At 68.7% G+C, this 18,883-nt stretch carries 13 protein-coding genes; 6 read left to right on the top strand and 7 right to left on the bottom strand.

The genetic code is table 11. From position 1 onward, the window contains the following. The first annotated feature begins 1 nt into the window (after position 1). The 3 genes from WMF34_RS04260 (at position 2) to WMF34_RS04250 (ending at position 5,764) form a co-directional block, all read left to right on the top strand. Positions 2–1,474 (top strand): DUF1552 domain-containing protein, encoded by a 1,473-nt coding sequence (locus WMF34_RS04260; protein ID WP_012233430.1) that lies wholly within the window; start codon positions 2–4, stop codon positions 1,472–1,474. 589 nt (positions 1,475–2,063) lie between these two features. Continuing rightward, on the top strand, positions 2,064–4,025 hold the full coding sequence (locus tag WMF34_RS04255) for a protein kinase domain-containing protein (protein ID WP_437992489.1): 1,962 nt from the start codon (positions 2,064–2,066) through the stop codon (positions 4,023–4,025). 8 nt (positions 4,026–4,033) lie between these two features. Continuing rightward, positions 4,034–5,764 carry an ATP-binding protein gene (locus tag WMF34_RS04250; RefSeq protein WP_437992488.1) on the top strand — a complete coding sequence of 577 codons (1,731 nt, stop codon included), beginning with the start codon at positions 4,034–4,036 and terminating at the stop codon, positions 5,762–5,764. 32 nt (positions 5,765–5,796) lie between these two features. Here the strand turns inward: WMF34_RS04250 and WMF34_RS04245 are convergent, their stop codons facing one another. The 3 genes from WMF34_RS04245 to WMF34_RS04235 all read right to left on the bottom strand — a co-directional run bounded on the left by WMF34_RS04245 (position 5,797) and on the right by WMF34_RS04235 (position 7,149). Continuing rightward, complete coding sequence (locus WMF34_RS04245; protein WP_437992487.1) at positions 5,797–6,474, bottom strand: iron-containing redox enzyme family protein; 678 nt, start codon at positions 6,472–6,474, stop codon at positions 5,797–5,799. A gap of 30 nt (positions 6,475–6,504) precedes the next feature. Continuing rightward, complete coding sequence (locus WMF34_RS04240) at positions 6,505–6,708, bottom strand: hypothetical protein (RefSeq protein WP_044963939.1); 204 nt, start codon at positions 6,706–6,708, stop codon at positions 6,505–6,507. Positions 6,709–6,948: 240 nt separating this feature from the next. Further along, entirely contained in the window at positions 6,949–7,149 is a 201-nt protein-coding gene (locus tag WMF34_RS04235) for a hypothetical protein (RefSeq protein ID WP_044963937.1), read from the bottom strand. A gap of 296 nt (positions 7,150–7,445) precedes the next feature. Here WMF34_RS04235 and WMF34_RS04230 point away from each other — a divergent pair, with 296 nt between their 5' ends. Both WMF34_RS04230 and WMF34_RS04225 read left to right on the top strand, forming a co-directional pair. Next, the gene (locus tag WMF34_RS04230; RefSeq protein WP_437992486.1) at positions 7,446–8,597 is read left to right on the top strand and encodes a YcaO-like family protein; all 1,152 of its coding nucleotides are present in this window, start codon (positions 7,446–7,448) and stop codon (positions 8,595–8,597) included. An 83-nt stretch (positions 8,598–8,680) separates the two neighbouring features. After that, complete coding sequence (locus WMF34_RS04225) at positions 8,681–10,018, top strand: TfuA-like protein (RefSeq protein ID WP_437992485.1); 1,338 nt, start codon at positions 8,681–8,683, stop codon at positions 10,016–10,018. On the opposite strand, the gene WMF34_RS04220 is transcribed toward WMF34_RS04225, so the two are convergent. From WMF34_RS04220 to WMF34_RS04210, 3 genes are all read right to left on the bottom strand, one after another. Continuing rightward, on the bottom strand, positions 9,990–10,790 hold the full coding sequence (locus WMF34_RS04220) for a GNAT family N-acetyltransferase (RefSeq protein WP_012233424.1): 801 nt from the start codon (positions 10,788–10,790) through the stop codon (positions 9,990–9,992). The genes WMF34_RS04225 and WMF34_RS04220 overlap by 29 nt on opposite strands. A gap of 74 nt (positions 10,791–10,864) precedes the next feature. After that, the gene (locus WMF34_RS04215) at positions 10,865–14,959 is read right to left on the bottom strand and encodes a TOMM system kinase/cyclase fusion protein (RefSeq protein WP_012233423.1); all 4,095 of its coding nucleotides are present in this window, start codon (positions 14,957–14,959) and stop codon (positions 10,865–10,867) included. Positions 14,960–15,007: 48 nt separating this feature from the next. Continuing rightward, a complete protein-coding gene (locus tag WMF34_RS04210; protein ID WP_437992484.1) occupies positions 15,008–16,687 on the bottom strand; it encodes a GMC oxidoreductase in 1,680 nt (559 codons plus the stop codon). 941 nt (positions 16,688–17,628) lie between these two features. On the opposite strand from WMF34_RS04210, the gene WMF34_RS04205 reads away from it, so the two are divergent. Beyond that, complete coding sequence (locus tag WMF34_RS04205) at positions 17,629–18,201, top strand: hypothetical protein (RefSeq protein ID WP_012233421.1); 573 nt, start codon at positions 17,629–17,631, stop codon at positions 18,199–18,201. 233 nt (positions 18,202–18,434) lie between these two features. Here the strand turns inward: WMF34_RS04205 and WMF34_RS04200 are convergent, their stop codons facing one another. Further along, positions 18,435–18,614 carry a hypothetical protein gene (locus WMF34_RS04200; RefSeq protein ID WP_157906438.1) on the bottom strand — a complete coding sequence of 60 codons (180 nt, stop codon included), beginning with the start codon at positions 18,612–18,614 and terminating at the stop codon, positions 18,435–18,437. Positions 18,615–18,883: the final 269 nt, after the last annotated feature.

Below are 18,883 nucleotides of genomic sequence, written 5' to 3'. Positions count from 1 at the left end.
CATGAGCCGCGCCGCTTTCAGCCGAAGGAATTTCCTCCGCACCGCGACCGGTCTGTGCATCGCCCTGCCGCTGCTCGAGGCGACCCATGGGGACGTCTGGGCCGCGAACGGCAGGGCCAGGCGGTTCATCGTGTTCTTCAGCCACGGCGGCACGATCACGTCTCGTCACTCCTCCGGGGAGAAGGGGGATCCCTGGAAGCCGGGCGCCTGGAGCATGCTCGACCTCTGGGCGCCCGGCGGCGAGGGGTCGGCGCTCGAGGTCCTCGGCGAAGAGATGGCGCCGCTCGAGGCCCACAAGGGCGACCTCACCCTGCTCCGCGGCGTCGACGACGCCGCCGGGATGATCCAGGGAGACTACGGCGGGCACCACGGCTGCTCCAACGCGACCGTGCTCACCTGCGCCGACACGACCTCGGGAGGCGACGACGCCAGGGCGCTCGGCCCATCGATCGATCAGGTGATCGCGCAGCGGCTGGCCGGCGAGAGCCCGGCGCCGTTCTCGTCGATCGATCTCATGGTCGACGGACACAACTACGGAGAGCCGCTGTACAACGCGGCGGGCGAGCAGGTGTCCAGCGAGAAGGACCCGACGAGCGCCTTCGATCGGCTCTTCCAGGACGTCACGGAGACCGCGTCGGGTCCGACGCCCGAGCAGCTCCGGCTCCGCGCCCACCGGAAGAGCGTCCTCGACGGCGTGAGCGAGCACCTCGCTGCCCTGAAGGGGCGCGTGAGCGCGGCCGACAGGCACCTGCTCGACGCGCACGCCGAGCACATCCGGAGCCTGGAGAAGAAGCTCGAGGGCATCTCCAACCTGGCGGCCTGCACGAAGCCGGATGTCGGCGGAGCGCCCGTGTACCAGGGATATGGATCCTACACGGGAGGGGGAATCAAGGAGGCCGCTCCCCTGCTGGTCGACGTCCTGCTGCATGCGTTCCGGTGCGGTCTCACGCAGGTGGCCACCTTCCAGGTGGCCGACGTCCTGACGAGCTGGCTGCCCCAACCCTACAGCACCGACCTCGGCCACAGCCTCGGCCACGCCGCCCTCGACGTCGGCCCGAGCGGCGCGGAGCCCGACAGGCTCGAGGACTGGCGCGCGACCATCCTCGCGAACCGCAACTGGCGCATGGAGCTCTTCGCACGCCTGCTCGACGGGCTGAAGAGCACCCCCGAGGGCGACGGCACGATGCTCGACAACAGCGTCGTGCTCTTCACGAGCGAGTTCGGGTGCGGCGGCGGGCATTCGCCCCGCGATATCCCCGTCCTGCTCGCCGGCAAGGCAGGCGGCAGGTGGCCGGGCGGCCGCCACGTCAACTACAACAAGCGCGCGAGCGCGGATCCCACCCAGTCCGAGTACGAGACCGACGTCTCGATGCACAACGTCTACACATCGATCCTGCGCGCCTTCGGCTACGAAGACGAGCACTTCGGGAACGACACGGCGTACAGGAAGGGCCCGCTCGCGGAGCTGCCGTGAGAGACGTACGAGGCGCCTTCAGCGCGCCCCGCTGCGGAAAAACGTCGCAGCAAGGCGCCAATCTCCGTTCGCACCACGACATTCTTCCGGCAAGCGCGGAACGATCCTGAAACATAACGAAGCTGACCACGGCGCGATCTGCCGCGCGATCTGCCCAGGCGTGCTCCTCGTCTTGACACGGCCCCCATGCCGCAGCGAAGAAGCGTCGTCTGCGCCAGACCGCTTCCGCCCCGGCCACCTTGAACGCTCGGCCGGACGATTCCCACCCGGTCTCGCTGCTGGACACGAGCGGGCGATACGGCGACCGCCGAGCGCGGCCGAGCCGCTGCAAGGGCGCGGTCCGGCGATGCCTCTTGGACGGCTCGAACCAGCCTGATATAGATACCACCGAGGAGCAGCGCATGCGTCCAAGCGAACGGGTTCAGGGCGGCAGCGCGGTGGCTTGGGATGCCGGCGCGCACGCTCCCGTGCTGCATGAAGGACGTGGACGTGAGGCGGCGCGCTTCTTACCGACGTACGAACTGCCGAGCACCAGGGCCAAGACACCGCGGACGAGCTCGCGTGCTTCGCGCGTGAGCCGGACGCCCACATGATCATGTCGAATCGTACGATCGCACGGAAGTACACGCTGGAACGTGAGATCGGACGCGGAGGGATGGGCGTCATCTGGGAGGCGTTCGATCAGGTGCTCCGGCGTCCGGTCGCCGTCAAGGTGATGACGCCCGAGCACCTCACCTCCGACACCGCGCGACGCCGCTTCGAGCGGGAGGCGATGGCGATCGCCCGGCTCCGGAACGAGCACATCGTCCAGGTATATGATTACGGCATCGACGAGGATTGCCCTTACATCGTGATGGAGCTCCTCGAAGGAGAGGACCTCGAGAGCAGGCTCGCCCGGGAGCAGCAGTTCTCGCCGTCGACCACGCTCGCCCTGCTCCGGCAGATCGCCATCGGCCTGGAGGCGGCGAGCTCCGCGGGGATCGTCCACCGCGATCTCAAGCCGGCAAACGTCTTCATCGCCCGGAAGGAGCCCGGCGAATGTGTGAAGCTCCTCGATTTCGGCGTGGTGTGGACGGTCTTCGAGGGGTCGGACGAAGACCAGCAGGCGGTGGCCGGCAGGACGATCGGAACGCCGGCGTACATGAGCCCCGAGCAGGTGCGCGCGGTCGTGCCGAACCATCTCAGCGATCTCTGGTCGCTCGGCGTCATCGCCTACAGGGCTCTCACAGGCCGGCTCCCCTTCACGACGAACGCGATCGGAGAGCTGTTCATCAGCATCTGCACGGATCTATCCCCGCCGCCGTCGAGCGTCGTCCCCAGCCTGCGGTCCGGCTTCGACGGCTTCTTCGAACGCGCGCTGGCGAAGGATCCGGCGCAGCGGTTCCAGTCCGCGCGCGAGTTCGTCACGGCGTTCGCGGCGGTGAGCGAGGCCAGCAGCGGTCCCACCAAGATCCTTGTCGCCGACGATGAGCCCGACGTGGCGCTCATGATGAAGCTGCACTTCCGGCAGAAAATCCGCGACGGCGTCTACCAGTTCCTCTTCGCGGACAACGGGGAGTCCGCCCTCCGCGAGCTCCGGCGCCACCCCGATATCGACGTCATCTTGACCGACATCAAGATGCCCGTGATGGATGGACTCACGTTCCTCGGGCACGTCCCGGAGGTGAACCCGTTCGCAAAGACGGTGATGATGTCCGCCTACGGCGACATGGGGAACATCCGGTCCGCGATGAACCAAGGCGCATTTGATTTCCTGCTCAAGCCGCTCCAGCGCGCCGATCTCGAGGCGACCATCGACAAGACCAAGAAACAGGCCGCGGAGCTGCGGAGGAACGCGCGCTTGGACGAGGAGAACAAGGTCCTCCGCCAGTACACGAGCGCGGCGTTGGTCGAGCGGCTCCGGGCGATAGGGCCCACGATCGCGCTCGAGAGCGAGACCCTCCTGGCCACGGTGGCGTTCATCCACATCTTCCAGTTCATCCCCGCCGCCAAGGCGATGCCGCCCGGTGAGGCCATGAGGCTGCTCAGGGCCAACTTCGAGATGATCGTCCCGGAGCTCCTGGCGAAGGGGGGCGTCGTGGACAAGTTTCTCGGCGACACGGTGATGACGGTGTTCCAGGGGCCGGATCATCTGTCGAGGGCGCTCAGCGCGTGCGTGGCCGTCCGCACGCAGGTGGCGGCGGTGGCGCACCGCGCCGGCAAGTGCTCGTCCTACATGCGGCGGATCTGCATCGGCCTCTCCACGGGGCAGGTGCTCTCCGGCAGCGTCGGCTCTCAGGCCTACGGGCGGCTCGACTACACGGTGCTCGGCGAGGCGGTCAACGCCGCCGCGCACCTCGCCAGGACGGCGCTTCCCGGGGAGATCCTCATCGATGCAGCGGTCCGCGACGCCGCGCAGGGGCTGTTCGAGTTCGAGCAGGCCGACGCGAGGAGCCTCCTGCCGGGAGGTCCGCCCGTGAACGTCTTCAACGTGGTGCGCCGCGGTCCGGCCGCCTCCCCCGCAGAGGGCGCGCCGACCGTCAGTGTGGCCACGACGACCACCTTGCGATAGGTCGAGCCTTGCCGACGCTCATCTACAATCCCGGCGGCCCTGAGGAGCAGGTCTTCCTCATTGGAGACGCCGCCATCGCCATTGGCCGCGCAGAGGATCAGGCGATTTGCATCCCGCACAGGAGCCTGTCCCGCAGCCAGGCGCGGATCGAGCCGTCCGAGGGCAGGTTCTTCATCGTCGACCTGCAGAGCAAGAACGGCACGTTCGTGAACGGCGCGCGGGTGCAGCGCAAAGAGATCCGGAGCGGCGACACGATCACGCTCGGCGATCTCGACCTGCTCTTCACGACAGACGGCGCTCCTTCGTCGGAGCCGTCGCTGCGACCGCAGGCGATCCGCCCGCTGAAACACACCATCATCGGCAAGCTCGTGCAGGCGAGCGAACCCGGCGCTCCCGGCTGCGGGCCGAGAGCGGAGGCTCGGCTGCAGATCCTGATCGAGGTCGCCAAGCTGCTCCCCGTCTCCGATGACATCGACACCCTGCTCCACAAGATCCTCGATCTGATCTTCCGGATCCTCGACGTGGACCGCGGCGCCGTCCTGCTCGTCAACGAAACGACGAAGAGGCTCGAGCGGCACGCCGTGAAGACGTCGCTGCCTTTGCCTGACGATGAGCCGATCTTCAGCCAGAACATCGTCGACTATGTGCTCCGCAAGAGCGTGGCAGCGCTCTTCGCCGATGCCGTTCTCGACCCTCGCCTCGACGCGGCGCGCTCCGTCGTCACCCAGTCGATCCGCGCTTCGATGTGCGTTCCGCTCAAGCCCAAGGACGACGTCATCGGGGTGCTCTATGTCGACAACCGCAGCGCGGCACATGTCTTCACCGAGGCGGATCTGGAGTTCCTCGTCGCGTTCGCCAGCCAGGCAGCCGTCGCCGTGAAGAACGCGTCGCTGTACCAGCGCCTCGAGCGCGAGACGGTGGAGCGCATGCAGCTCGTGCTGGACGCGAAGCTCGCGTCGCTCAGCGGCGTCGTGGCAGGCATCGCTCACGAGATCCGCAATCCGCTGAATTTCATGAACAACTTCGCTAGCATCGCCGCCGGGTTGGCCCAGGACCTGAGCGACGACCTGCATGCGCAAGGGGCGCGGCTCGACCCTGACGCGCTCGCGCAGATCGAGGAGAACCTGGTTTACCTGCGCGACAGCACGGCCCGGATCACCGAGCACGGCCGGCGGGCGGACGCGATCATCACGGGGATGCTCCAGCACACCCGCCGCCCGTCGGGTGAGCGCGCGCTGGCCGACCTGAACGCGGTGGTGGACGAGAGCGTGCGGCACGCGCGCGCCGGAGCCCAGGGCGGCGAGCTCGAGGTGCGCGTCGTCGCGGCGTACGATCCGGCGATCGGCCCGGTGGAGATGGCGGCGCTCGACATGGGGCGGGTGTTCCTCAACGTGGTCGATAACGCGCTGTATGCGATGCGGCAGAAAAAGCGCGAGCGCGGGGCTGCCTATACGCCGGAGCTGAGCGTCTCCACCGCAGACCGGGGTGAGCAGGTCGAGGTGCGTATCCGCGACAACGGGATGGGGATCCCGAAGGACGCTGCGGCGCGGCTCTTCGAGCCGTTCTTCACGACGAAGCCGCCCGGGCAAGGGACAGGGCTGGGGCTATCCTTGAGCCGCGAGATCGTGGTGCAGGGGCACCGGGGGACGATGCGGGTGGACAGCGAGGAGGGGGAGTACACGGAGTTCGTGATCACGCTGCCGAAGGAGAGCCGCGGCGCTCCGCTCTCACATGCTTGAGGCGCATCGCTTGGCCGATGCCGCCGGGCAGCTCATCCCTGCTGCGCGCCGGCTCCGAGGATCTGCTCCACGGACCTTCCGGCCTCGTACGCGCTGTGGAGCATGCTCAACCCGATCGCGGCGATATGCCGCGGCTCGAGCGGCAGCCTGTCCACAAGCTCCTTGTAGATCGCATTGTGCTCGGGCTCCAGCGCCGCGTGCCGGAGGTAGGTCCGGAACGCCGTCCTGGGCAGGCCGGTCTTCGCGACGACCGAGTCCACCATCTGGGGCGTCGGAGGCTCCGCTTCCACAACCGCGATATAGCCGAGGAGCGCGATCGGGTGATGGTGATGGATCCAGTAGTACTGAGAACCCACCATCGACGCGATCATCGGCGGAGGGAGCCGCTCGAGCACCTCGCGCACGTCGAGCCCTAGCGCCGCGAGGTCCTCCAGGATCCACTCATCATGGCGCCGCTCTCTCGGGATATGATCCGTGAAGTACTCCTGGAGACCAGCGACCACCGGATCGGCAGTGTCCATCGAGCTCAGCCGGCTGACCGCCGCCTCCATCAGCGGCACCGTCGCGCGCGCCATGCAGTGCATCCGGAACAGCATGACGGGGTAGCGCTCCACGAGCTGTGGGTGCTCCCAGAGCCTGGCGGTCGCCTCCGCGAGCCGAACACTGTAGAGCTGCCGCCGGGCTTCCAGTTGCTCGCTGATGCGCTGCATGACTCGAACGCTCCGTGCCAGCGACGCCGCTCAGAAGGAGGCCGTGCGCATGAGATCCCTGACCTGGTCCTGAGCGACGCCATCGAGCTTCTTGAACATCGAGATCAACGCACTTATCTCCTCTTGCGATAGGCTCTTGATCGTCGCCTGAACTTTGGGGTCGAGGTCGGACTCCTGAGTCACGTTGCCCGGAAACAGGCCTGCTTTATACAGCACGTCGAAGTTACTCATCATTGACCCTTGCTCAGAGGTCCAGATTCAATTCGTGTATACCCAAAGCCACTCCAAGATGTCAAGAAAACCAGGAGTCGTGGGGTCGATGCACACGACGGGTGCATCCGGCATGGTGGGCATATCGTGTCCTTGGCTCGTCGCTGCGGCGCATCATGACGCAGGGAGAGACCATGAGCAACGAGCACGCGCGTTCAGCGTCGCTGGGCGAGCCGTTGTGCTCGACCGTTCCAACAACGCCGCTCAGAAGCCACACACGTGCAACTGCGTCCGAGCCTTGCGCTGAGCGGTGCTATCGAGCCTCTTGTACGCAGAAATCAACGCGCTGATCTCATCGTTGGAGAGCACGGCGATCGTGTCCCGATCCGCGGGACCGAGGTCGGATTCCTTTGTCACGGTTGCCGGAAACATGCCCGCTTCATAGAGTGTGTCGAAGTTGCTCATCAGGCACCCAATTCAAAGAAGAACCACTGATCTTTGGGTGAACGTAACCGAGAACGGCTCGGCCTGTCAAACAAAATGAAAATACAGGAATCGCTGAGCCCGTCCGGGTATCGTCGCAGGCAATGCAGGCAACTCGCACTCCTGCCGCCACCGCTCCTCGACCTATTACGCTACGTATTACGCATCGCGGGTGAAGGACCGCCTTGCCGATGAGAGACCCCTGGTGCTTCCCACCGAGCCCTAAGCTCGACCCCCTTGTCGATCGCGTGACGACCCTGGAGGACGCCGAGCGATGCGTGCGCGCCATCGCCGCCCGGATCCCGATCACCCGTGTGTCCGATCTCTCGCCGCTCGACAGGCTCCGCCTCCCGGTCTTCGCCGCCGTCACGCCGCTCGCGCGCGATCTGACCACGCACCTCGGCAAGGGTCGCGACGCGACGTCGGCCCGCGTCAGCGCGATGATGGAGGCTGTGGAGCGCGTCTCCGCGGAATCCATCCCCGAATCGCTGACGCTGCGCGCGAGTTTCAGTGACCTCGAGGGCAGCCGCTCGCCGCTCGCCGTCGACCCTGCCCTCTTTGACCTCCCGGACGACACCCTGTACTCCGCCGATCGCGCGATCACCTGGGTCGCCGGGCGCGAGCTTCGATCGGGGATCGATATCCTCCTGGCGGCCGACCTGGCCCTGACCCCCCCGGCGGACGGCGTGCTGCGGGAGGTGGACACCAATGGGCTCGCCTCCGGCAGCACCGTCATCGAGGCTGTCGTCCACGCCTTGTGCGAGGTGATCGAACGCGACGCGCAGGCCCAGGTCGAGTTCTTCGCGCTCTTCGGCGCCCCCGAGGCCCCGCCCCCGCCGCTCGCGCAGATCGATCCGGCGACCTTGCCCGCCAGCGCTCGGGGCTGGCTCGACGCGCTGGCCGCGCATGACCTCCACATGGCCATCCACGACATCACCAGTGATATTGGGGTTGCGACGTTCTGGGCCGTCCTCACCGACGCTCGGTTTCCGACCGCCGACGGCGTTGCGACCCTGACCTTCAGCGGCGCGGGAACCGCCCCACGGGCCGAGGTCGCGCTCCTGCGCGCGATCACCGAGGCAGTCCAGTCACGCGTCGGCGTCATCCACGGCGCGCGCGACGCCTGGAACCTTCTGCCGGCAGGCAGGCGCGCCGAGAGTCGCACCATCCGCCTGCGGCAGTTGCTGCCGGTCCAATGGAAGCCGTTCTCGGCCGTACCCTCCTTCACCTCCACCGATCTCCGGGACGATCTCGGGTTCCTGCTCGCCCGCCTCGCGGGCGCGGGCATGGAGCGCGTCATCGCCGCCGACCTCACGCGGCCCGATATCGGCATCCCGGTCGTGCGCGTCCGCGTGCCCGGCCTCTCACCGTTCCTCGTCAACCGGCGGAGGGTGGGCGACCGGTGCCTGCGTCATCTGCTGTGGCCGTAGCGCCGCGACGCCGCGGCGCGCGTTACTCACGGTCTCTCCCTGTGATATGATGCGCCGCCGCAGCGACGAGCCAAGGACACGATATGCCCACGATACCGGATGCACCTGTCGTGTACATCGGCCCCTCGATCTCCCGCCGAGATGCTGAGTCGGCGCTCCCGGGGGGCGATTTTCGCCCGCCGATCGCCCGCGGGGACCTCTATGCCGCCCGGCAGCACGGCAGCGCCGTCTTCGTTATCATCGACGGGGTCTTTTCTCAGCAAGAGGCAGTGCCGCCCCGCGAGATCGTCGACGTTCTCCGGGACGGGGCGACGGTCATCGGCGCGTCGAGCATGGGGGCGTTGCGAGCGGCCGAGTGCTGGCCGCTCGGGATGCGAGGGGTGGGGGCGATCTATCGCCTGTTCCGCCGCGGCGTGCTCGGGTCTGACGATGAGGTGGCGGTGCTCATGGATCCTGACGACAGTCACCGCGCGCTGACCGTCGCGCTCATCAACGTCCGCCACGCGGTCTCGATGGCCGCCCGCGCCGGACGCCTCGACCGCGCGACTGCGGACCGGCTCACGCGAGCCGCCATCGACCTGTACTACGCGGATCGAACATGGAGCGCCGTCCTGGGGCGCGCTCTCATGTCGGATCCTGACGGACACATCGAAGCGTTTCTCGCGACCCACGATCTGAAGCGCGACGACGCCTTGCGGGCGCTCCGCGACACCGCCCGGCGGATCGCGGCGGACCCCGGCCTCCTCGCACGACCGCGCCTCGGTCCCGCTTGCTTCGCGCGAACCGAGATCCACCGCGAGCGCGCGCACGACCCCCTCGGCGGCGCCGAGCCGCGGATCATGAAACGAGCGCTGGCGCGCTGGCACCTCCTCGGCGGCCGCTACGTCGACCACCTGCTCCCGATCGTGGTCGCGCGGCACGGGGAAGAGCTGTGCCGCCGTATCGACAAGGCAGCGCCGCGCGCGACGATCCTCCTCGGCGCGCTGCGCGCGAGAGCGGCGCCATCCGGCGAGCAGGCGGAGCGCAGCACCCCGGCGCTCGTCGCGTCGGCCGCGCTCCGCATCGCATTGGTCGAGATCTGGACGGCGTTCATCGCCGCCGAGGAGGAGTTCGCTGAAGCCCTGTGGGCCGAGCTAATGATCTCCGGCGGCCTCGATGCCGAGCTCTTCCGATGGCGCGCCTTCCGCGACGCGGAGATCGACGCGCGGCGGCGCGGGCTCACCATCCGGCCGCACGATCGTCGCCTCGCCGAGACGGCGATGCTCGCCGCCCATGGCTTCGATGGCTGGCTCGACCTGCGGCAGGCAGCGGAGAAGACCGCCTACGGTTTTGCCCCCTTCGTCGAGCACCGCGACCACCTCGCCCTTTCGCTCCGGTCGCGCGAGCGGATGTTCAACCCCCGCTTGGATAGTAACCGATGAATGAGGCAGCGTCGCGAAAGCCCATGCTCGCATAAAGTGGTCTTCCGGCCTCGGTCGCGTGTAGCGCAACGCGCTTCGGCCCCTCCACCAACGCCGCTTGCTCGATCGCGTGCCGCATCACGCCCTCTCCGTAGCCCTGCCGCTGGTGGTCCGGCAGGGTCGCGACCAGGCCGACATAGTGGCACGATTCGAGGCGCACGACGGTCGCGGTGGAGACAGCTTTGCCGTCCACGATGGCGAGATCGCCGAACGCGGCGTCGGGCCACATCGACGCGTAGTTCACCGCGTCGATCCCCCACTCGCTCGGGATGCCATACGCCTCGGCGTTGACGGTCCCCACCGACCGCCTCGCGTGCTCGTCGCGGACGCGCGCGTATTTCAAGTTCGGCAGCTCCCGCTGCGGTGATACGAGCGAGTCCGCGATCATGCCGGTCATCTGCGTTGCGCGCGTCAGGCCGTGCTGCGCGAATATCTCCGGCGCACGCTCGCGGAGCTCCGGAGGCAACATGTCCGGGCTCGCGAACAGGAGCCAGCCATGCTTCAGCCCTTTGGCGCAGGCGAACGTCGCGCGGACACGGGCGACGAGATCGGCCTCGTCGTTCACCGCCGTATCGAAGAACATCAGGTTACAGATCGGCCACGCGTGGTTCATCCACGTGGCCACGACGCCAGGGGCCGGCTTGCTGACGCTGCCGTCTGGCGAATGCTCTGCCCAGAACGACCATGCGTCGATGAATAGCTGATTCGATTCGAGCACTCGGCTGTCTATCATGGCGTCGTCTCATCGCTCTCGCGGTTTCCAATGAGGGCGGTCGATCCACCCTGCCGGGCCTGCGCGGGCCCCGCTCACACGGCCCGCGCGAGCGCCTCGAACTCGGCCCTGGCGCTCTTCGCGTCTGCCGTATCCAGCCCGTCGGCGATGCCCCCCGAGAGCGCCGCCGCCAGCTCGCGCGCGTGCCCCGCTCGCCCGTGCGCTCTCCAGCAGCGACAGAGGCTGCGGAGGGCGCGCAGCTCCAGGGCGACGGAGCCCTGCGCGCGAGCGAGGTCGAAGGCCGCACGGAGGTACGCCTCCGCTTCGTCAACGCCGCCGCCTGCGCCGAGGGTCGCCTCGCCCTGGATGCGCATCAGCTCGGCGCTCCAGAGGCGCACCAGCGACCTCTCCGCGATTTCGAGCCCGCGCCGCGCAACCTGCCGCGCGTCGTCGAATCGCCCCTTTTCGAGGAGAATGTCACCGACGATGCCGAGGAACAGTGTGCGCGCCACGCCGGGGTGCCCGTCGATCGTGCAGCGGAGATCGTCGAGCGCGGCGTCGTCGAGCGCGGCGGTGCCCTTGGCCCAGGCGAGGAAGAACTCGGCCTCGACCCTCCAGTGCGGGAAGCGATGCTTGTCGCACCACGCTATCGCCTCCTCGATGTAGCAGCGCATCGACGCCCGATCGGCGGTGTAGAAGAACAGCTCGGCTCCGATGAAGATGAGCGCGCACGTCAAGGTGTGGGCGTGCCGCAGCTCGCGCGCGAGCGCGAGCGCCTCTTCGCCGCGCGCGAGCGCGTCCTCCGTCCGGCCGCGGTGCCAGAGCACGAGCGCACCGAAGCAGAGCGCGACCACCCGCAGATCGCCGCCGGTCACGGAGAGGTAGAGTCGTTCGTCAGGCGGGCACAGGGCGACGGCTCGCTCGAGCTGCGGCAGCGCGCTCCGGAAGTCGCCCAGGAAGAAGTTCTGCGAGCCCAGCTCGAACTGCGAGACGGCGAGCAGCGCCGGCTCCCCGGATGCCTCGGCAATGCGCTGGAGGAGCCCCGAAAGGCGGACCGCCTCGCGGAGGTTGCTCGTCACGTGATGGTGGAGGTGCAGGCCCACCAAGGCCCAGAACACCTCTGGGCTGTTCCCAGCACGCTCGCAGAGCGCCTGCGCGCGGGCATACGCGCGCTCGACGCCGGGATCCGTATAGCCGCGGACGGCGATGAGCGCGGCGCCGTGCGCGAGCCGCATATCGATCTCGATGCGTTCGCGCGCCGGCAAGTCGGGCAGCGATTCGAGCAGCGACAGTCCCCTGCCGAGGTGGGCGGCCGCCTCGTGGTGCGCCGAGCGCTGGTTGGCGAGGTGGCCGGCCTTGCGCCACTGGTCGACAGCGCGCTCCTCGAGGTCTCCCTCGGCGAGATGGTGCGCGAGGAGCTCCGGCCTCGCTTCGACGATCTCCGGCAGCGTCTCCTCGAGCGCCTTCGCGATCCTGGCGTGCACCTGCTGCCGCGACCGCTTCAGCATCGAGTCGTACGCCGCGTCGCGGATGAGCCCGTGCTTGAACATGTACGCGGCGCTCTTCAGCCGCCGCTTCCTGTACACGAGCTCCGCCGCCAAGAGCTTGTCCAGATCCTCCTGCGCCTCTGCCTCTCCGAGCGGGCTCACCGCCTGGAACAGCTCGAACGTGAACTCCCGCCCGATCGCCGCCGCGATCTGCGCCGTCTCCTTGGCCCGGCCGAGGCGATCGAGCCGCGCCATCAGCGAGTCGCGAAGCGTGGCGGGTATCGCCAGCTCCGAGAGCGGCTTCACCAGCGCATAGCGCTCCTCGTCCTTCACCTCGACCAGCGCGCCGGCCTCGATCATCGCCAGGACCAGCTCCTCCACGAAGAGCGGCACACCGTCGGTGCGGCCTGCGATGACATCGAGCACCTCGGCCGGGAGCGCGCGGCCGCCGACGACCTTCATGGCCATCTGCTCGACCTCCGGCCGGCCGAGGCGGCCGAGCTGGATCTGCAGCACTGCAGCCGGCGACCACGACGGCGCGAACTCCGGCCGCGCCGTGAACAGCGCGAGCACGCGGGACGAGCCCACCTCGCCGACGAGCTGGCCGAGCAGCTCGAGCGTGCTCGGGTCGGCCCAGTGCAGGTCCTCGATGAAGAGCGCGACCGGCTCCTTCTCGGCCATCTCGAAGAGCAGCGAGAGCACGGCGTTGCGCGTCAGCTCGCGCTGCTTCTGGGGCGAGGCGTCGAGCGGCGCCCACGTCCCCGGCAGCGTGAGCGACAGGAGCGACGCGAAGAGCGGCATCGCCTCGGACAGGTCGAAGCCGTGGAGCGAGAGCAGCGCCTCCAGCTTGTCCGCCCGATCCTCGGGCTTTGTCTCGCGGCGCGGATCGATCAGGCGCTCGAGCAGGCTGACGATGGGGTAGAACGCGCTGTTCGCGCTGTCCGGCGTGCAGCGGCTCTCCAGCCAGCTGTGCGCCTCCACATCGATCCGCTCTTCGAGCTCACGGGCGAGGCGCGACTTGCCGATACCCGCCTCACCGGTGATGAGGACGGCCTGGCCTCCGCCGCTGCGGACGTGGCCCCAGCGCTCCAGCAGCGTGTCCAGCTCCCGCGCTCGGCCGACGAGGGGCACATCTCGGAGCCCGCCGGACACGCTGCCCTCCCGCAGATGGAACACCTCGACCGGCGCTTCGGAGCCATCGAGCGAGCGGGAGCCGTCCTCCTCCAGCGCGAAGTGCTTGCGGAGCAGCCGCTGCGTCTCGCCGCTCACGACGATGCCGCCGGGTTCCGCCGCCGCGCTGAGCTGGGCGGCGAGGTTCGGCGTCGTCCCCACGACGTAACCGAGGCCGGCGACCTTCGGGTCGCGCAGCTCGCGCGCGATCACCAGCCCGGTGTGGATCCCGATGCGGAGATCGATGCGGATCTTGCGCTCGGTCTCCACCGCCTCCTTTCGCCGGAGCAGATCCGCCGTCATCTCACGCGCCGCCTCGGCCGCGCGCCGGGCGGCGTCCTCGCGCGCCGTCGGGTAGCCGAAATAGAACAGCACGCTGTCGCCCAGCACGCCCGCGACGTGGCCGTGGAAGCGGCGGGCGATCATCGTGCACGCCTCCTGCTGGAGGCCGAGGAGCTGATCGAGCTCCTCCGTGTCCACCTGTCCCTGCGCCGTGCTCGACGCCGCCAGGGTGCAGCACACGGCCGTGATCTGGCGCCGCTCGCCCTCCACCAGCCGCTTGGAGAGCCCACCGTCGACCAGCTGCCTGGCGAGCTCCACCGTCTCCGTCAGCATGTCCGGCGCGGCCCGCTGGAGGCGCACGGGGACGCTCCTCGATCGCAGCCCGCTCACGTCGCACTCCTCGAGCTCACGCAGGAGCCCCTCGGTGGTGACGTTGCGCGCCGCCGCGTCCTTGGCGGTCGCGCGGCGAAGGATGTCCCCGAGCGGATGGTCGAGGATGCTCGCAGGGATGGCGACGGGATCGGCGGAGAGCTGGTTGAAGATCACGTCAGCCGCCGTGTCGCCCGCGATGACGCGCTTGCCGGTCAGGCACTCGAGGAAGACCAAGCCCCAGGCATAGAGGTCGGTGCGCGGCGTCGGAGGCTGGCCGCGGAGCTGCTCGGGCGCAGCGTAGGCGGGCGTGCCCACGGACTCGTTCGTCAGCGTGAGCCGCGTCTTCTCGTCGCGGCTCGCCTCCTCCGTGAGCGCCCCGATACCGAAATCGAGCACGAGCACGTTGCGCCGGGCGCCGGTGGGAATGACCATGAGATTCGCGGGCTTGAGATCCCGGTGGATCACCCCCTGCGCGTGCGCGCAGCCGAGCGCGTCGAGGATCTGCAGCATGAAGTGCCGCGCCTCGCGTGGATCCAGCGGGCCCTCCTCGGCGAGGACCCGGGAGAGGTCCTTGCCAGGCGCGAACTGGAAGACCGAATAGACGACGTCCTCGTCCGCCTGCCCCGAGTCGATAAGGCTGACGATGTTCGGATGGTGGAGCTGCCCGCAGAGCTGCATCTCGCGCTGGAAGCGCGCGAGGCGCTTCTCGCGCGCCTGCGCCGCGCCGCTCGACCCGAGCTGCAGCACCTTGATAGCGACGCACTGGCCCGTCGCGAGCTGCCGCGCCTTGTAGACGGTGCTGAAGCCGCCCTCGCCCAGCTCGGCGAGAATCTCATAACGGTCCCCGAGCACCGCGCCGATCTTCTGTCGAGAGTCCAAGCTGCCCCTGCCTTTGCGTGGCGCGCACTACCACGCACACCACATTCTCTACCTACAAGGAATTTTGTTCGCCTCGCAACCACTTTTTATCGTAGCCTGGCCTTTCGAGGGCGCCGCCGCCTCGAGCATTCTGGACGTCCCGGTGAAGGCCGGGTTGTCCCGCCTCGGTGGCATCTTGCTCATCGCCCGCTCGGCCATGGCGGTGATGGTGAGCGACGGGTTCACGCCCAGGTTCGCGGGCACCATCGAGCCATCGACCACGTAAAGGCCGTCGTGGCCGAACACCTGGTTGCGCTGGTCGATCACCCCGCGCTCCGGGCTGTCGGCGATGGCGCAGCCGCCAAGGATGTGCGCGGTGGTCGGGACGTTCAGCACGGCCTCGTTGATGGCGTTGCGCGGGGTGCCGTCCATCAGCACGGCGAGCCGCTTGCCAACCTCGTTGGCGACGGGGATGTACGCCGGTGGCTTCGGCTGGCCGGGCGGTCTGTGGGTGGTCATGCCGCCGCGTTTCCAGACGAGCTGCATGTAGTTGTCCAGCGTCTGCATCACGAGGAGGATCGTGGAGCGCCTCGCGAACCTGAACGGCAGGAGCCCGGAGAGCAGGTCGATCGGGTGGAGCAGCCGCCGCCCCAGCCAGCGCAGCCAGCGCGGCAAGCCCGGCGCGTCGTCGGTGAGCACCGTGCCCAGCGCGCCCATCACGTCCGAGCCGGCGGGGTAACGCACCGGCTCGATGTGCGTGCGCGCGTCGGGGTAGATGCCGCTCGTGATCGCGATGCCGCGGGAGTAGTCGACCCGATCGTCGCTGGCCGTCACCCCGAGGATGACCTCGCTGTTGGTGCGCACGTAATGGCCGAGCTGCGGGGAGAGATGGGGTAACCGGCCCTCGGCCCTCGCCTTCAGCAGGAGCTTCACCGTGCCCAGCACGCCGGCGCTGAGCACCACCGCGCGCGCCCGGAGCGTGCGGCGGCGCTTCCTGAGCAGCGCGGTGGAGCGCTCCAGGGTGAGCTCGTAGCCGCCGCCCGGGAGCGCGTCGATGGCGGTGACCATCGTCTCGGGCTGGATGGTACAGCCCTTCTTCTCGGCCAGATAAAGGTAGTTGAGGTCGAGCGTGTTCTTGGCGCCGAAGCGGCAGCCCACCATGCATCCGCCGCAGTGGACGCACGTGGCGCGATCGGGCCCCTCGCCGGCGAAGAACGGGTCTGGCACGCGCTGCCCTTCCTGCTCGCCCTCCCTCGCGAAGAGGACGCCCACGCTGGCGACGTGGAACGTGTCGCCTCGGCCCATCTCGTCGGCGATCTGCCGGAGCTGCCGGTCGGCCGGCCAGAGCTTCGGGTTCGCGGTCACGCCGAGCATGCGCTTCGCGAGCTCGTAGAAGGGCATCAGCTCGTCGCGCCAGCTGGTGCCGGCCGGCCAGCCGGGGCTGGTGAAGGCCTCGGGCGGGGGCACCAGCAAGGTGTTGGCATAGACCAGCGAGCCGCCGCCCACGCCCGCGCCCGAGAGGATGAGCGTGTCCCTGAGCAGCGTCAGCCGCTGAATTCCGTGACATAGCAGCCTGGGCGCCCAGAGGAACTTCCGTACATTCCAGTTGGTCTTCGGAAAATCCTCCTTGCGCCAGCGCTTGCCGCACTCGAGCACGGTGACGCTGTAGCCCTTCTCGGTGAGGCGCAGCGCGGAGACGCTGCCGCCGAAGCCCGAACCCACGATGGCGAAGTCGACGTCGAAATCCATGCCCCCCGCTTCTCGAGGCGGAGTATGGCCTGTTCGGTCTCTCGAGCCCACCCGCAAACGCGGCTCGGCCTCGCGCCGCGCGCCGCGCGCCTCGCGCCTCGCGCCGCGCTGACGGCGCGCACGCGCTCCGCCGCCGCCGCCGCCGCCGCGAGCGAGGCGTGCCGTTCTGGAGCGGCGCACGCCCCCGCGGGGACCTCGGCGGCCGGAGGACGCTCTCGACGTCCGCGGTGCGCCCAGGTCAGCGCGGTGCTGGTCGGCTGCTCGCTGCGCAGCAGCGTCGCGCGGCGGCGCCCGGCGCAACACCTCCACCCGCGGCTTCCACCGGCGAGGCGCCGCGCTGGCTTTCGCGCCAGCACCACGACTTCCAGCGGCAGGGCAATCCGGTCGGCTATTACGCACCTGGCCAGGACCCGCTGGTCGACCGGGGGGGCGCGTGGCGGCCTGCTCCCGACGAGCGCGCGGTCGCCCGCGGCGGCGGCGCGGAGCCGGAGCGCCGCGACTCGACCGCGGCGCGCCGCGCGGCGGAAGAAGCGTCCTGCGCCCCGGGGCGGGGGGGTAGGATCGATCGGAGATGGAAAGCTTCGGCACGGATCAGGTTCATTCTCCGCCGTCGCTACACAAACTTCGAGAGGATACCTGTCTCACGCGTCATTGGCACCCGTGGTCTTGCGAGCCCTGACTGTTTCTCCCCTTTCGGGTGAGTGTCTCGCTCGAGCGAACCGTCCTCTCCGTCTCCAGCTCCCGCTCGTCGCACGTAGCGTGCGAGTTCCCCCCGCTGCGCACGCCTGCTCCCTTCGTACCGAGGGTTATGTTGTTGTCGTGATCGGGGGCTCGACCCAGCGCGGCGCCTTAGGCCGCTCGCGGGGGAGCTCTGTCCTCGACTCGACGCGCGACCACGCGTGCGGCTGCCTTCGTGGTATTCATCAGCGGAGGAGGCCCAAATGTTTCGAACAACACAATTCGTCATCGCACTTTCGATCGTACTTGTCGGCTGCGGCTCGAGCGACGTCAGCTCGGACGAGGACGCCCAGCGCGCCTATGAGGGGCTTGATGACTCGATTGACAAAGCGATCACGCTCGGTTTTCAAGGCTTCAACGCCGCCACGAGCGCGAATATCGCGCCGCAGACAGCGAATGGTGCGAAAACGGGCACGATCACCATCAGCGGGCAGGTCGATCAGGGTGCCTCGACAAACAAGACAATGAACCTCATCGAGGAGCTCAAAGATTACTCCGATGACGGCGAGATTACCTACAACACGAACGAAACGCTGCCTGTGCTCTCGATGAAGCTCAGCAAGATTCCGACCGGTACGCTCGAAGGGAGCCTCAACGGTCGCTTCACGATGGCGGGTGCTCTCGAGGGCGACGTCACCCTCTCGCTCACCTTCACGGGTGAGCTGCAGCCGTCGCCCGTCGATGAGAACGAGGTCGAGCGAAAGCCGGGGACGACGCACATCACGGGCACCGCCGCGAGCGGCGACGGTAGGTACAACGTCGACCTGACGCGGTAGGTCAGCAGCTCCGGGGCAGCTGCTCGCCCGAAAGCAGGTCGAGCGTGCGGCTCCCGCCGAGGCGGGTCTTCAACACCACCTCGCCTGCATGCGCCTCGACCAGGCGCCCGGTGCGCGCCGGCCCGGCCCCGGGCGCTCGCTCGGCGGCGCCACCGCGTCGAGGGCCGCGGCGTCACAGTCGATGGTCCGCCACCGGTCCTTCGAGAGCGCGAACGGGAGCGACGGCCGCGACATCACGGGCGCCAGCACCCGGGCGCCCCGAGCACGCTCGCGCGCGGCCAGCGCTCGGAAGCGGCCTTCAGGAAGAGGTGGTGGAGGCGGCTCGGGGCGACGAGGGCGCGCTCCTCGCCGGACTGGGCCGTCGCGTCGCTCCGGAACGAGCCGTCACGTCCGTCGGAATACGCAGGTTTCATGCTTTGCGTTCGCAGGATGTCGATCGCAAAGGTGCGCGCGAGCAACGCGGCCCATGCGAGGCGTGCGTCGATCTCCGCCCGGGGGCTCGAGGCGGCGAATGCGTGCGCGGCGCGCCGCGCCGGTTCGGCCCCTTGAGCCGGTAGGCGATGCGCCCGTCCGCCAGTTCCGAGAAGCGCTCGAGCGCGAAGGGTGGCCGAGCGCCGTAGCGAAAGAGTCGTTCCCGCCCCTCGCGGTCGTGGGCGGCAAGACGTCCGCCCATCGGACGGGC

It is taken from the genome of Sorangium sp. So ce145 (assembly GCF_051525985.1).
Classification (GTDB): Bacteria; Myxococcota_A; Polyangia; order Polyangiales; family Polyangiaceae; genus Sorangium; species Sorangium cellulosum_B.
This window is presented reverse-complemented; position numbering and strand designations above follow the sequence as displayed.